The sequence below is a fragment of the Lactiplantibacillus modestisalitolerans genome (assembly GCF_005405425.1).
Taxonomy (GTDB): domain Bacteria; phylum Bacillota; class Bacilli; order Lactobacillales; family Lactobacillaceae; genus Lactiplantibacillus; species Lactiplantibacillus modestisalitolerans.
The window spans coordinates 139,839-154,608 of sequence record NZ_BJEA01000010.1; the positions used below are offsets into that span (position 1 = coordinate 139,839).

A 14,770-nucleotide genomic window follows, 5' to 3' on the forward strand; every position below is an offset into this window, starting at 1 on the left:
AAATTACGAGAATTCTAAACTGCTACTTAGGCTTTCGTTGGTTACAAGTTGTTATGAACGACCATCAGCCCGGCTATGTCATAATCATAACCGGGCTGATGGTTTTAGTTTAGCTTTAACTAGTTAGCGAGGGCGTCCGTAACGGTCTTCACCACTTGGTCGGGGGTTAATTTGAATTCGTGCAGTAGTTCGGCGGTCGTTTCGCGGTCGTTAAACCGTTTGGCAGCGCCCAGGTTTAAGACGCGCATGGCAGTATTGCCATAATGGCGACTGACCTTTTCGCCAAACCCACCACTCAGGCTGGCTTCTTCTAGTGTCACCACGAGTTGGTGGTCAGCCAAGAGTGCGTCGAGGGTGGCGCCGTCTGGATCCGAAATGTCGCGGGGGTCAATGACGGTTGCGTCAACGCCGTGAGTTGCTAATTGCTTTTGGGCAGCTTGGGCTAACGGCAGTAAACTCCCCACGCCAAGCACGGCGACTTGGTGACCCGCATGAACGGTCCGCATTTTATGCGCGTCGAAGTCGGCGGCTAGCGGTGCACTTTGCACGTCGTTGCCAGGGACGCGGATGGCAACTGGGCCGTTAGTTTGGTGTAAGGCCCAGTGCATCATGGCGGTTAATTCCTGCTTGGTGGTTGGTGCGAGCAACGTTAAGTTAGGGATGTTGCTGAGCATCGCCACGTCAAAGACGCCTTGATGGGTTGGATCGCCGGCGCTGATTTGGCCACCTTTGACCATGATCGTCACTGGCAGACGGTTAATGCCGAGGTCGTGGGATAACTGGTCATAGGCCCGTTGTAAGAAGGTCCCAGAATGAAAGACGATGGGACGCAACCATTGTTGAGCCTGGCCCGCTGCAAAGGTAATTGATTCTTGTTCGGCAATGCCAACGTCAAAGTAGCGGTCGGGGTGTTTGCGGCCGAACCGCTTCAAATCATAAGCGCCCGGAATCGCTGCGGTGATTGCGGTTATGGGGGTCTTTTCATCGGTTAATTCATGTTCAAGTTCAGCGTGGATCACGTCATTATAGCTTTCACCGGTTGCAGGATGAAGCGCTTCGCCGGTCTTTAAGTCGAACGGAACGTGCCAGTGGAAAGCTTCCTTATTAGTGATGGCTGGTTGATAGCCGTGCCCCTTTTCAGTGTGGACGTGGAGCACGATGGGGTGGTCGATGTCCTTGACGGCCTTAAAGGTGTCCAGCATGGTTTGTAAATCGTTGCCGTCTGCCACGTAACGGTAGTCTAAGCCCATTGCCTTGAACAGGTTGTTGGTACTTTGGCCGTTCGTTTGCCGTAGTTCAGCTAAGTTGCCGTATAAGCCACCGTGGTCTTCGGCGATTGACATCCCGTTATCGTTAACTAAAATAATGAGGTTTGAATTTAAAGTGGCCGCGGTGTTGAGTCCTTCAAGTGCGAGGCCACCGGAAAGGGAGCCATCGCCAATTACGGCCATGACGTTGCCGGATTTTCCTTGTAAGTCACGGGCAACTGCCATACCGGTTGCAAGGGCGATCGAGGTTGACGTGTGACCGATGTTGAAGTAGTCGTGGGGACTTTCTTCGGGCGCGGTATAGCCGCTAACGTCGTCGTAGTGCTGGGGGTCGAGCCAGGCCTGCTTGCGACCGGTTAAAATTTTATGGGTATACGATTGGTGCGATACGTCCCAAACGACCTTGTCGATTGGTGAATTAAAGACCGTGTGAAACGCAATCGTTAGTTCAACGACGCCCAAGTTGGGGCCAACGTGTCCGCCGGTGTGACTAACTTTGTTGAGTAAAACTTGCCGAAGTTCGGCAGCGAGGTCGGTCAACTCTGCCAAACTAAGTTGTTTGAGATCGGCGGGTTGTTCGATCCGATTTAAAATTGGAGTATTCATTATGAAAAAATCGCTCACTTTCTATTTGCTTGATGATTTAAGGATAGCACCTTCGAGTAGCTGGAAGGCAAGGGGGGTGTTTGGGAAAGAGTGAGAGTGTGGAAGACCAACGGGTTGATGCTGAGCACTGCCTAGACAACGGCATGATGCGTATTTTGCATCGTGTCGTTGTCGTAGCAGGCGCAGGCATCAGTTGGTCTGGAACACGTTTCGGCTATATCGCCGAAAAACAGCGGTTTGACGCCGAACACCTCTCAATGCACATCATTTGGATACAAAAATGCGGCTGTCACCGAAGTCACAGCCGCATTGATTGGGGACGCCGTTAAGTTCAAGCATAATACTTTTGGGGGTAACGGCAAGCGAGTTAGTCAGTGACTAGTCACGGGTGCCGGATAGAACTTAACGGTACAATTGATAGTGTACCTGTTTGGATGTCAAAAAGCCGAATGTGAGTGTTAGTAGTCTTAGTGTCGTAACTAATTAGGCTGACCATTTTTAATCAAGGGGGGTAGCGCAGGCCTAACATTCGCAAAACGCCGTTGAAATGGTACACTTAACTTAATTAGATTGATGGAGGGTTTTCAAATGCTAACAATTGCATTCATTGGTAACGGGAAAAGCGCCAACCGCTACCATTTACCATACGTTTTAAAGTTAAAAGACCAGTTTAAAGTGAAAACGATTTATTCGCGGTCGGGGAAGCAAAATTGGCAACCGATTGCGGGTGTGCACTACACAACTAATATTGATGATATTTATCAAGATCCGGAGATTCAATTAGTAGTGGTTTCGACGCCAAGTCAAAGTCACTACGCGGTGGCTAAGGACGTCTTGCAACATGGTAAGAATGTGTTAGTGGAGAAGCCGTTTGCGGAGACGACGGCGGAAGCGCAGGAACTGTTTGCGTTGGCCCAGGAAAAGCACCTGTTTATTCAGTGCTATCAAAATCGGCGCTTTGATTCAGATTTCTTGACCGTTCAACGGGTAATTGAAAGCGGTAAACTGGGAGATTTGTTGGAAGTGGAAGATAATTTTGACTACTTCCGGCCGAACGTGCCCGAACAGACGACCCGGTTTAACTGGGCGGATAGTTTCTTGTATGGGCATGCGTGCCACACGCTTGATCAAATCATTTCCTATTTTGGGCGACCGGATGACGTGCACTACGACGTGCGTCAATTATTAGGTCGCGGTCGGATGAGTGACTATTTTGATTTAGATTTGGACTATGACGGGGTCAAAGTCGCTGTGAAGTCAAGTTACTTCCGAATTAAACCGCGACCAAGCTTTGTGGTCGTTGGTCAAAAAGGAATGTTCGTGAAGCAGGAGACCGACCGGCAGGAGTTTGATTTGAAGCACTTTTATATGCCAGACCATGCTGATTTTGGGATTGATCGGCCCGAAGATTACGGAACGCTCACCTACGTCGATGATGCTGGTCAGTACCACGAAGAAAAGGTGGTTTCGAGCGTTGGGGATTATAGCCGGATGTATCAAGGTGTTTATGATACGTTGGTTAACGGTCAGCCCAAGTTAGTTAAGGACGAAGAAACGTTACTCCAAATTAAAATGTTGGAAACGGGTATTCGGCAGTGCCACTAATAGGAGGAAATAAACGATGCGATTAGGGATATTAGGCACGGGTAAAATCGTGCAGGACTTTTTACCAATGGTCGGGACGCTACCGACCATTGAACTCGTTGGGATGCTCGTGCGGCCCCATAGTTTGGACCGGGCGCGCCAGTTACAAACCACTTACCCAATTAAGCATTTATACACGGATTATCAGGAACTACTGGCAAATGAGGACATTGATACGGTCTACGTTGCGCTACCTAATTCACTGCATTATCAATATGCGAAAGAAGCGTTGGAAGCCGGTAAAAACGTCATTTGTGAAAAGCCGTTTACGTTAAGCGGCGTTGAACTTGCGAAGCTGAAGGCCCTGGCGATTACCAAGGACTTAGTGCTGGTTGAAGCCATTACGAACCAGTACCTGGAAAATTATCAGGGGATTCAAAAGAGCTTAACCGATCTGGGCGACTTGAAGGTTGTGGAATGTAACTATTCGCAATATTCATCGCGCTATGATCAATTTAAGGCGGGGACGGTATTGCCCGCCTTTAACCCGAAACTTGGGGGTGGCGCCTTGATGGATTTGAATATTTATAACATTCACTTCGTCACTGGGTTGCTGGGGGCACCCACGAAGGTTAGCTACCACGCAAACATTGAACGCGACATTGATACGTCGGGCGTGCTAACGATGACTTATCCGAACACGCAGGTCGTTTGCATTGGGGCGAAGGACTGTGCCGCACCCGTGCGCTCCACAATTCAAGGTACTAAGGGCGCCATTGTTGTTGAGGGCCCAACGAATACGCTGGAACAGTATGAAGAAAACTGGCCGGGTGGGGTGACCCGGAAAGTGCGCTTGAATAAGCATATTCACCGGATGTACGCGGAATTTAAAGAATTTGAGCGCATCATTGAAACCCACGACATGACGGTTGCCAAACAACGGATGGCACACTCCCAAATTGTGATGGATGTGGTTGATCAAGCCCTCGCCAGTGCCAACTTACAATTAGGATAGTAACTTTAAACGTGCCTGGAAATGCCCTGGGCGCGTTTTTGCGTCCCTTTTAATTAAGTGGAAATAGCAGTAAACTAAAAAGGTTGACCTGGGACCGGTTTCATACGTTATCTTCATAGCGGCGCTGGTCAACCAAAGACGAGGGTGGCAAAATGACTAATATTCATGATATTGCCCGGTTATCGGGTTACTCAGTTTCGACCGTTTCACGGGTCATTAATCATCAAAAGTACGTCGCTGATGATAAGCGACAGAAAATTGAACGCATTATGCGGGACTTAGACTACGTTCCCAACCGGGTGGCGCGGGATTTAAGCAAGGGGCGGACCAAAACGATTGGGGTGGTTTTACCGTATGCGAACCATCCGTATTTTGCTCGAATCGTGGACGGCATTGTGACGGCGGGATTTGCCGCCGGCTATAAAATTACAATGTTACCGACCAACTACGATATGACGACTGAGCGCCGGTATTTAGAAGAGTTTCGGAGTAAGGCCTACGACGCGCTCGTCTTTACGTCGCGTAGTAGTGCGCTCAGTACGCTTGAACGTTACCGTAAGTACGGGCCCATCGTTTGCTGCGAAGATCCCGGGGCTGATTGCACATTGGCCGCGGCGTATACCGACCGCCGGCAGTCAGTTGTCGAGGCGCTCCAATGGACGCAGCGTCAGGGCATTCAAAACTTAGGTGTTTTGTTAAGTCGCAATAACTTGATTAGTGCGAGTGCCCGGATGACACGGCAAGCGTACCAAGAAGTTTTGGGCGCTTTACCCGCGCAGAACTTATTTGATGGGGCGGTTACTTTTGAAGATGGCTACCGCGCCGGTGCCTATTTTGCGCAATTAACGCCCGCGGTTGATGGCATTTTAGCCAATAGCGATGACATTGCTGCCGGGATTGTCAGCTATTATCGCGAACACCAGTTACCGAAAATTACGGTCATTGGTCAGGAAAATTTACTATCGGGTCGCTTGTTGGGGTTACCCACGATTGACCATCACTTGGAAGCACTGGGCCAAGCCGCCTTTAAGCTGGCGATTAGCAATACCCACACGCACCAATTAATTAAATCAAAATTTATTGAACGTTAGGCTGGAGGCCCATGATATGGTAGCAAGATTAGCAGTTTTTGATATTGACGATACGTTGCTAGCAAGCAACAAAACGTTTTTGAAGAGTACCTTAACGAGTATTAAACAGTTGAAACAGCGGCAGATTAACGTTGCGATTGCGACGGGCCGAAACCTAGCGATGGCAAAAGCGGTTATTAACCGCTTAGACCTCCAAGATTTCGTGCTCTGCAACGGTTCAGCGGCGTTTGCGAACCACCAGCAAATTCATGGTCACACGCTGTCGCGTGCGAACGTGCAAGAATTAGTTACGGCGGCGGACCGCAACCACATGGACATCGTGTTTGAATCGTTGGATGGCTTGCACGCGCATACGCACCCGACGCCGATTACGCAGCGGGTGTTGCAGACGTTCCGGGCGCCGGAGTTGCACTATGATCCGGACTATTATTTAACGCATGATATTTACCAGGCGATGATGTTTTACCCGAACGAGTTGGATCACCGGTTGCCGCACGCGGATGAGTTTTCGTTCGTGCGGTTCCACCGGTACGGGGTGGATATTATTCCGCGGGTCGGTTCGAAGGCACAGGGGGTTGCAAAGTTGGCGGCCTCGTTAAAGGTGGCGCCGGAAAACGTGGTGGCGTTTGGTGATAACCAGAATGACCGTGAGATGTTGAAGAGCGCGGGCATTGGCATTGCAATGGGCAATGCGGCGCCGGAAATTAAGGCGCAGGCGGATATGACGACGACGGATTGTGACCATGATGGGATTGCGCATGGTTTGAAGGAGATTGGGTGGATTAATTAAGAGTGCGCTAACCAGCGGGTAGTTTCCGAGCATAGCCTAAATAGTCACATGATGGTGGGCTTTACCATCGTGTGACTATTGTAGCTAGGCGGAGGAAGCTGCTGGTTAGTGCACGTTTCGGCCCCATTGCCAGCAAGCGTCATAGCCTAGAACTGGTGATGATTGGTGGGTTTCCAATCGTTGCCAGTTCGTAGCTAGGCGGAAGTCGTTGCCCCCGATAGCACGTTTCGGCTATTAATATTCGGAGATAAAGAAGAGATTCAAATCGATGCCCGCAGTGTTCCAGCCAACCGGTTACACCCGCTGCAGGCAGCAGATCAGCACCAAGTGGTACAGAGCTTAAAAATCAGGCCCCTAGTCACACGCACATGCGAACTAGGGGCCTGATTGTCGTTAAGGAGATTTGATCGGTTAAGTTAATTAAGCGTGTAGCGGTTGCTTGGCAATTGAAGCGATGGTGCTGTCCTTACCATAAAGCGATTCCCAATCAGCGGTAAAGTCGTTGATGGCGGCACCAATGGCTGGTGCACTTAGGCCAGTCTTTAAAATGTCAACGCCCATGGTTGCGGCTTGAGCGCCCATTTCAAAGGCCGAGTTAACTTGCTGAACGGTGTGGAAGCTGGCCGCTAAAATCTTAGTGGTGCTGTTTTCACGGGCGATTTGATTGGCTAATTCACCAATCACTTCGTCAGCGTTAATGTTCATGTTAACCATTCGGTTGTAGTAGGGTGCTAAGTAATCAGCGCCGGCCGACATTGCCAGGTAACCCTGGAACTTGGTATAGATTGCGGTTGCGGTGACGTTGACCCCTTCGGCCTTTAATTGCTTGATGGCGGCGAGTCCGGCTTCGTTCGTTGGAATTTTGACGAAGACGTTGTCGTCGACGTTTTCCAAAATGGTGTGGGCGTCTTGAATCATTGCTTCCGTGGTTTGACCAACGGCTTGAATGTGGAAACTAGCTTGGTCGCCAATGATGGCCCGAATGGCACGCATGTGTGGGAAGAAGTCGATTTGGCCTTCCTTTTTAACGATTGACGGGTTCGACGTTACCCCGCTGAGTGGCATGATGCGCGCGTACTTTTTAATGTCTTCAATGTGAACGGTATCTAATAAGAATTCCATGATTTTCACCCCTGTTTTTGTTTACGGTTATACTATAACGGGAAATGAAAGCGCTAACTACAATTCTTAAGGAAGAAATTCGCTAAACCGCGAGCGGGCGGGCTTTTAAGGCCGAACTTTGGTGATGGTTGCACATTTGTGCATTAATAAAAATATAAATAGCGTTTGTGCAGTAAACGCAACCTTTACTAGCCTCTTCGCCAAAAGTTTTAGTTAATTTTGAACGGGGACGAGCGCTGCCACCCACGCCCGTAACGTATCCAACGCCGTAACTAGTGGCCAGCCGTGCGCTAATACGGTCGTGACGAGCGGGCTGTTGGCTTTATCGGTTAAAGTGAAGCCCACGTAGGTGTGGTCGGCGAGTGGCTGGTCAGCAGACAGAATGGTGGCGGGAACCTTGGCGGCCTTCAAAACGGCCTGAACTGCAGGGTGCTGCCAAGTGGCGGCATCCGTTAGCAGTTCAACGGGCTTGGTCGGCAGTTGGTAGCTGTCCGGCATAACGGCTTGCCAGGCCGCCTCGAAATTCGGCCCCAGGCCAATCGTTTCGCCGGTTGACTTCATTTCCGGGCTGAGTACGGTCGGCATTTGCGGCAGTTTACTAATGAAATTATGGATGACGTTTTAAACGGTCCGCAGTCGTTGATTTTTGAGGAGGCGGCTAACCGGATGCCCGCAATTAAAGCAATTATGGCGGCCACGTTGGGCCACCTCTTTATTCCCGAACAACTTTTTGAAGTGTAGATGAAAACTCACTCGCAGTGCCGCTTTGATTAGCGTCGGTGCGGGTGCGTTTTTTATGCTTTTAACGATTGGGTGTCTGAACCAAGGTTGAATTGGAACCTATTCTTTGTTTTTCAGGTGCTACAATATTTGGGTGATTCGACACGAAAAGCCCGCCTCGCAACAACTCAATATCGGGATGAAAGTTTGAGTAAGTGTTGAGGCGGACTTTTTGTGTTATTCAATTAAAATGATGCCCATTCTAGAGCGATTGTTCCGTCCGTTCGATGATATCATCTTGGGTTTCCTTGGATAGCCCAACGAAGAAGGCCGAGTAGCCGGCAACCCGAACGATTAAGTCGCGGTGCTTAGCAGGATGGTTCTGCGCGTCAATCAAAGTGTCACGGGACACAATGTTGTATTGAACGTGGTAGCCGTGCAACCGGTTGAAGAAGGTCCGTAAAAGCGCGACCAGTTTCATACAACTTTCATCGCTGCGCAAAATTTGTGGCGACATCTTTTGGTTGAGGAGCACCCCACCAGTAATGTCTTCGGTGTGCAGCTTAGAAACGGATTTAAAGACGGCGGTTGGGCCATCAACGTCCATGGCATGTTCTGGAGAACAACCTTCCGCTAATGGTGTGCGGGCGTGGCGACCATCCGGCGTGGCGAGGGTGCTATGGCCCTGACCAACGTTGGCCGAAATTGAGGACGTCCCGGCGTAGCGTAAGCCACCGATTGGACCGCGACCGTAACGGGTATTCTTGTACTTTGCGATTTCGTCAATGTATGGTTGGTAAGCGTCGACAATCAGGTCGTCAACGTAGTCGTCGTCGTTACCGTATTTTGGCGCGTCGTTGATGAGCATTTGCCGAATCTTTTCGCCGTCTTCGCCGGCAAAGTCGGTTACAAGTGCGTGCCAAAGCTGAGCGGTCGTTAAGCGCTTTTCTTCAAAGACGAGTTTCTTAATGGCGGCCAGTGAGTCGGCAAGGTTAGCAATCCCAACTTGGAGCCCACTAATAAAGTCGTAAACCGCGCCCCCTTCTTTGATCGTTTTACCCCGGCCAATGCAGTCGTCGGTTAAGACGGAGCAAAGGATGTCGGGATAGTTTTGTTCAAGCGCCAAGTCACAACTATTTTCAATGATGACACTTTGACGGGTCATTTCACGCAGGGCTTTATCCCAAGCGTCCATTAATTGTTGATAGGACGTCATGTCAGTGAATTTACCGTAATCGGGGAGGAGCCGCTTACCGGATTCGGGGTCGATCCCGCCGTTCATGACGAGCAATAGAACCCGTGGGAAGTTAATGAAACTCATCCCGGTACACCGGTAGCCCCACTTACCAGGAATGGCAGTTTCAACACAGCCAATGGCACTGTAATTGTAGGCGTCTTCCTTTTTAACCCCGCGCCGGATAAAGGATGGAATGATGACTTCGTCGTTGTTAAAGGCGGGCATCCCGAGTCCTTGTTTAATGACTTCCACACATTCACGCATGAATTTGTCACTGAGTCCTTTATGGTAGCGAACCGTTAAGTTTGGTTGTGGCAAGTGGGCCTGGGCAATTGCCCGCAAAATCAAGTAAGAGGTTGGGTTGACCGCGTCATGCCCATCCGGAGTTTGTCCACCAATCGTAATGTTTTGGTAAAGTGGACTCCCAGCTGAGAATTCGGTATGTTGCCATGACCGGACCTTGTTAATTGTGAGGGTCTTTAAACACAGGTTGGTCAATAATTCGGTCGCTTGGTCGGCATTGATTTCGCCGGTCTTTAAATCGTGTTCGTAAAACGGGTCCAAGTACTGATCGAGGCGGCCGTATGAAACGGAGTGGCCGTTCGATTCAATTTGCAAGGTCAGGTGCGTTAACCAGACGGCTTGAACGGCTTCGTAGAAGGTCTCAGCCGGTTCGTACGGCACCTTATTTAAAATGGCGCTCATTTTTTCGAGTTGCGCGCGCCGTTCTGGATTGGTTGCGGTTTGGGCTTGTTTAGCCGCGAGGTCGGCGTAGCGTTGGGCAAAATGATGAATCGCATTAATTGCGATTAAACCAGCCTTATAGAAGTAGTACTGCTTCTGCTGGTTAAAATCAGTTAAATCGATGGCCGCAAGCTTAGCTTTAATCCGGTCTTCGTACCATTTGAGCCCCTTGTTAACCACGTTCTTGTAGTCCACGGCAATGTGGCCATCGCCGGACGTGATGTTCCCGTCGGCACCAATGATGCCAAGGTCGTAGAAAATGCGACTGGCTTCGGGGAAGCTCGCGTAACCGCGGTCCTCTAAGGTATTATGTTGCCAAAATGGAGCGATTTCGCGGAGTTCTTGTTTGGATTCTTCCGTAATATAGAAAACGTCACCGGGACGCTTTTCAAATTGATCGAGTTCGTCGATCACCCAGTTCATTGAGTATTCTGGGAAAACGGGGGCCCAGCGGTTTTGACGGGCCTGGTTCCCGGCTAAGAGGGTGTCGTTTTCGATGAAAATCGTCATCTTATTTAAAACGTTTTCTAACATCTTAGCCCGTAAAATATCAACCTGCTCGTCCTGGTGGGCGCGGTAAGTTTCAGTAGTGAGAATCGCCCGTTCGGGATCGACGTATGGTTTAGCGTCAATGATGCTATCGCGGAAGCGGTCCATCATTGGAGTGAGTTGACCAAAATGATTCGTGGTTTTTGTTAAAGTTTCTGACATGTTCGTCTTCCTTTCTGTCGTTTGAAACTCATATATCTTTCTTACGTAATCATCATAGCATGGGCATCCCGGAAAATTAAGCGTTTTCAAGTGAAAAATAGAATCTTTAATGGAATGCACAATTGTGCAATTTAGTAGCCGTTTCGATAGGTGGATTCGAAGTTATCAAAAAAGGCGGTGGCGGGGAGGTCACAGCCTTTTGAAATGCAAATTTGAGTTTATTTGGGAACGACGGTTAACTGAACGTGTTGGCGTAACCGACGCGCAATCGCAGTCGGCAGTTGTGCGTCGGTAATTACGTGATTGACCTGCTGCCAACCGAGTTGGCGAACCGTGCTAGGTGCGGTGAACTTGCTAGCGTCCGTCAAAACGTAGGTCTGTTCGGCGTTTTGTGCCATCGCCTGAACCGTGTCGGCCCGCATAATGTCATTACCGTAAAAGCCGTAGTCGGCCGCGTAGCCGTCAACGCCAACGAATAACTTATTCGTATGGAAATTGGCGAGGGTGGCCTTCGTAATTGGCCCGACCGCAACCTGAGCATCAGCTTGGTAGGCGCCTCCGAGCACCATTACGGTGATGTTATCGTAGTCACGGACGTAGTTGGCAATGAAAAATGAAATGGTGATGATTGTCACGTGTTTGCCACTCTGTGCGAGGGCTTCGGCCAGAAGGGCGCAGGTTGAGCCAGATTCAATCATAATTGTTTCATTATCTTCAATTAAGCTTGCGGCCGCCGTGGCGATTTGACGCTTGGTATCGTAATTTTGAGCGAGCCGAAACTTTAAATCATTGGGGTTGTTAATGATAGCGACACCGTGTTGCCGACGTAAGAGCCCCCGCTGTTCTAATTGGGTCAGGTCCTTTCGAATGGTGACTTTCGAAACGTCGAGGAGGGCCGCTAACTCGTTGACTTCGATTCTCTTTCGCTGGTTAACAATTTGGAGTAGTCGTTCGTTACGTTGATTCATCGGGATCACTTCCTCTTTAGGCTAGGTTAGCGCAAGTTTTTAAAATACGCAACTAAGTTTCAATTAGTTTCTTTCGAAATAAAAACCATTTACGCTTGATAAAAATCGTGCTAGGCTAAGGTTGTAAATCAATCAGGGGAGTGAGCATGATGACGACCAGTACGACGGCCCCCTTAAAAGGGCTTGTTTTTAACATTCAAAAATTTAGTATTAATGATGGTCCGGGCATTCGAACGGTAGTTTTCTTTAAAGGCTGCCCGTTACGCTGTAAGTGGTGTGCGAATCCGGAATCGCAATCCGGAATTCAAGAGTCGATGTACGACGAACAAACTGCCAAGGAAACTATCGTTGGCGATTACATGACGGTAGAAGACGTGATGAAGGTTGTTATGCAGGATAAGGATTTTTATGATGAATCCGGGGGTGGGGTGACCTTCTCGGGTGGCGAAGTGCTGTTTCAAGCGCCGTTTGCGATTGAACTGGCCAAGGCCATTAAGGCGGCCGGAATTCACCTAGCCTGTGAAACGACCGGTTACACAACGCCAAAACTATTTAAAGAATTTATGCAGTACATGGACTTCATGTACTATGACTGTAAGCAGTGGGATCGTAATCGTCACCGGGCTGGGACTGGCGCCGATAACGGTGTGATTTTAAAAAATCTTGAAACCGCTGTCCAGGCCCATAAAACGATGATGGTCCGCATTCCAGTTATTCCGGGGTTTAACTATACGTTGGAAGATGCCGACCATTTCGGTCAGTTATTCGTTAAACTCGGCGTTCCGGAAGTTGAACTATTGCCGTTTCATCAGTTCGGACTGAAAAAGTACCAAGACCTGGGGCGTGACTATGCCTTGAAAGACGTTAAACAGTTACAGGCGGATGACCTAGTAGATTACGCCCACGCTATCGAGCAGCACGGGATTCGTGTGCGGATTAATGGGTGGTAACCTTGTGTAGTTACAATTGAATCAGACATAATGCAACCCAACTAGTTCCGTAATTGAGTTGCATTATTTATTTTGCATAACGCGCGACGTCATGCAAAAAATTGTAGATCAAGTTGAATAGTATCAAAGACAATAAAGTAGCTAAGAATGTGCAAAATATTGATGACGCCGAGTACGAGACACAGTTGTTTTAATTGGACTTGAAGCGACCGCATGTTAGCTAAAGACAAGTTGCCGCGCACAACCGCTTGAACTTGTTCAGCGGGGCGTTGAGAATATTGATACGCTTGGTGAATATACTGATTATTAGCGGAAACGCGGAGCAAGACCATCAAACTGAAAATTAGCTGAACAGTGTAGGTTAATGGCAGGATGAGATTAAGGTGCAAAAATAACCGGAGCAGAAGGTAGACGAGCAAACTTAGAATCAGGGGATATTTCAAGAACGACAGGATCCGTTCCAGTTTGGAATCTCTGTCCGGTTTTGGTTCGGCGACATTATTTTTAAGCAATGCTTTGGACTGCTGCAATAAGGCCTTGGAACGCTTGGTGAGGATGGCAAAAGCAATGGTATAGCTGATGACGGATATTAGCAAGTAGATTAGATTGTTAAAGAGTGCGTCTTGAACAAAATGGTAGAGAAAGTCGTCAGTATTAAAAGTCATGATTGGACCACCTAAGTAATTTATTTTAGACAGGGATGTTGCAGTTGGCGCGCACTTGAGGTGCAAAAGTGGCATTTACCCGTTTTATCGAGTTGTGTACAAAATTAGTATACAGAAAGGACGCCCATTTGCCCACGAAAGTGATGTGTGCGGATAGTTTTTGTTAATTTGGAATAAATTCGTCGTAGTAACCATTATTCACGTGCTTTCAATCGCTTATAGTTGGTTAAATCGTTGTGCGGGGTAATGGGACTGTTTGGACGTAACTCAAAAAAGTTGGTGCCAACGGCTTTGAGCCATTGACACCAACTAATAGTAAATTTTAGATTGCTTGAAACGGTCAACTGCCGTAGCTCGGCTAATCGGATTGATTAGTCTTCTTCAACATTGCCCGGATGGCAGCGACTGATTTCTGCACCGTTGCCGGGTCGGCTGGCTTGGCCGGTTGCGGTTGTGCGGGCTTAGGCTTGGCCGATGCTATTGATTTAGGGGTGACTTGGGAATGCGCAGCGGTCGGCTGGTTAGCCTGCATGGCGTCCATCGTTTGGTTCAGGCGGTGGTCAACGTAGACGTTTCCCTGATTCGTCGCGTGGCCCTTAGTCCAACGGTACTGAAGGTGCTGGAAGCGCGGCAAAAGCTGATCGACGGCTTGCCACAATTCGGCGTTGACGAGGGGTCCGCTGGCTCGTTTCCAGCCCCGGCGTTTCCAACCCGCCAGCCAGCCCTTGGTCACGGCGTTTAAGACGTACTGCGAATCTAAGACGAATTGAATCCGCGTGGCCGTTTGGTCTAACTTGGCAAGTTGTTCCAGCGCGCGCAAGAAAGCCATGATTTCCATTCGGTTGTTGGTCGCACCCCATTCACCGGCCGAATCGGTGACGATTTCACCGGGTAATTCAATCCGGTACGCCCACGCGGCTGGATCGTCTTGATGGACGTGGTCACCGGCAACGTTACCGTGGTTACGGGAACCGCCATCGGTGTAAACGACGATGTCCGCCGGAGTTTGAGGGCTTACGACTGCGGTTGACCGCGTTGTTGGGGTGTTAGTTTTAGGTGCCCGGCCAGCCATAAAAGCTTGGGCGGCCGCTGCGGTCGTAAAGCTCTTGTACTGCGCCTGAGGGTAACCACTGACTTGCTTTTGCGTTTCCGGCCAGGAACGGTAAATGCCTGGTTGTCGGCCACGTCGAACGGCATAGTATTTTTGTGCCACGGATAGGACCTACTTTCTAAGTGTTGGGATAACTTCAATTTAGCATAATTTACTGGTGGGGAAAAGGCTAATTGAAAGGGAGTGTG

The 14,770-nt window shown here is 49.2% G+C and carries 12 protein-coding genes and 1 pseudogene; 6 read left to right on the forward strand and 7 right to left on the reverse strand.

Annotated elements, in window-relative coordinates:
- Positions 1–119: 119 nt before the first annotated feature.
- Complete coding sequence (locus tag FFM79_RS06865) at positions 120–1,874, reverse strand: 1-deoxy-D-xylulose-5-phosphate synthase (RefSeq protein ID WP_137642731.1); 1,755 nt, start codon at positions 1,872–1,874, stop codon at positions 120–122.
- 588 nt (positions 1,875–2,462) lie between these two features.
- On the opposite strand from FFM79_RS06865, the gene FFM79_RS06870 reads away from it, so the two are divergent.
- From FFM79_RS06870 to FFM79_RS06885, 4 genes are all read left to right on the forward strand, one after another.
- Entirely contained in the window at positions 2,463–3,479 is a 1,017-nt protein-coding gene (locus tag FFM79_RS06870; RefSeq protein ID WP_137642732.1) for a Gfo/Idh/MocA family oxidoreductase, read from the forward strand.
- A 16-nt stretch (positions 3,480–3,495) separates the two neighbouring features.
- Complete coding sequence (locus FFM79_RS06875) at positions 3,496–4,473, forward strand: Gfo/Idh/MocA family protein (protein WP_137642733.1); 978 nt, start codon at positions 3,496–3,498, stop codon at positions 4,471–4,473.
- Positions 4,474–4,625: 152 nt separating this feature from the next.
- The gene (locus FFM79_RS06880; RefSeq protein ID WP_137642734.1) at positions 4,626–5,564 is read left to right on the forward strand and encodes a LacI family DNA-binding transcriptional regulator; all 939 of its coding nucleotides are present in this window, start codon (positions 4,626–4,628) and stop codon (positions 5,562–5,564) included.
- Between the two features lie 16 nt (positions 5,565–5,580).
- Positions 5,581–6,354 (forward strand): Cof-type HAD-IIB family hydrolase, encoded by a 774-nt coding sequence (locus tag FFM79_RS06885; protein ID WP_137642735.1) that lies wholly within the window; start codon positions 5,581–5,583, stop codon positions 6,352–6,354.
- A gap of 420 nt (positions 6,355–6,774) precedes the next feature.
- Here FFM79_RS06885 and FFM79_RS06890 read toward each other — a convergent pair whose 3' ends face one another.
- Positions 6,775–7,476: a fructose-6-phosphate aldolase gene (locus tag FFM79_RS06890; protein WP_137642736.1), complete on the reverse strand. Its 702-nt coding sequence runs from the start codon at positions 7,474–7,476 to the stop codon at positions 6,775–6,777.
- A 213-nt stretch (positions 7,477–7,689) separates the two neighbouring features.
- The gene (locus FFM79_RS06895) at positions 7,690–8,061 is read right to left on the reverse strand and encodes a hypothetical protein (protein ID WP_137642737.1); all 372 of its coding nucleotides are present in this window, start codon (positions 8,059–8,061) and stop codon (positions 7,690–7,692) included.
- Positions 8,062–8,079: 18 nt separating this feature from the next.
- Here FFM79_RS06895 and FFM79_RS06900 point away from each other — a divergent pair.
- Positions 8,080–8,217, forward strand: a pseudogene (locus FFM79_RS06900) (ornithine carbamoyltransferase); the annotation flags it as partial.
- Positions 8,218–8,458: 241 nt separating this feature from the next.
- On the opposite strand, the gene FFM79_RS06905 reads toward FFM79_RS06900, so the two are convergent.
- A complete protein-coding gene (locus FFM79_RS06905) occupies positions 8,459–10,888 on the reverse strand; it encodes a glycyl radical protein (RefSeq protein ID WP_137642738.1) in 2,430 nt (809 codons plus the stop codon).
- A gap of 218 nt (positions 10,889–11,106) precedes the next feature.
- Entirely contained in the window at positions 11,107–11,856 is a 750-nt protein-coding gene (locus FFM79_RS06910) for a DeoR/GlpR family DNA-binding transcription regulator (RefSeq protein ID WP_137642739.1), read from the reverse strand.
- Positions 11,857–12,002: 146 nt separating this feature from the next.
- On the opposite strand from FFM79_RS06910, the gene FFM79_RS06915 reads away from it, so the two are divergent.
- On the forward strand, positions 12,003–12,806 hold the full coding sequence (locus tag FFM79_RS06915) for a glycyl-radical enzyme activating protein (RefSeq protein ID WP_137642740.1): 804 nt from the start codon (positions 12,003–12,005) through the stop codon (positions 12,804–12,806).
- Between the two features lie 89 nt (positions 12,807–12,895).
- On the opposite strand, the gene FFM79_RS06920 is transcribed toward FFM79_RS06915, so the two are convergent.
- Both FFM79_RS06920 and FFM79_RS06925 read right to left on the reverse strand, forming a co-directional pair.
- A complete protein-coding gene (locus tag FFM79_RS06920; protein ID WP_137642741.1) occupies positions 12,896–13,471 on the reverse strand; it encodes a hypothetical protein in 576 nt (191 codons plus the stop codon).
- A 358-nt stretch (positions 13,472–13,829) separates the two neighbouring features.
- Positions 13,830–14,684, reverse strand: a complete 855-nt coding sequence (locus FFM79_RS06925) for a ribonuclease H family protein (protein ID WP_137642742.1) — start codon at positions 14,682–14,684, stop codon at positions 13,830–13,832.
- Between the last annotated feature and the right edge of the window lie 86 nt (positions 14,685–14,770).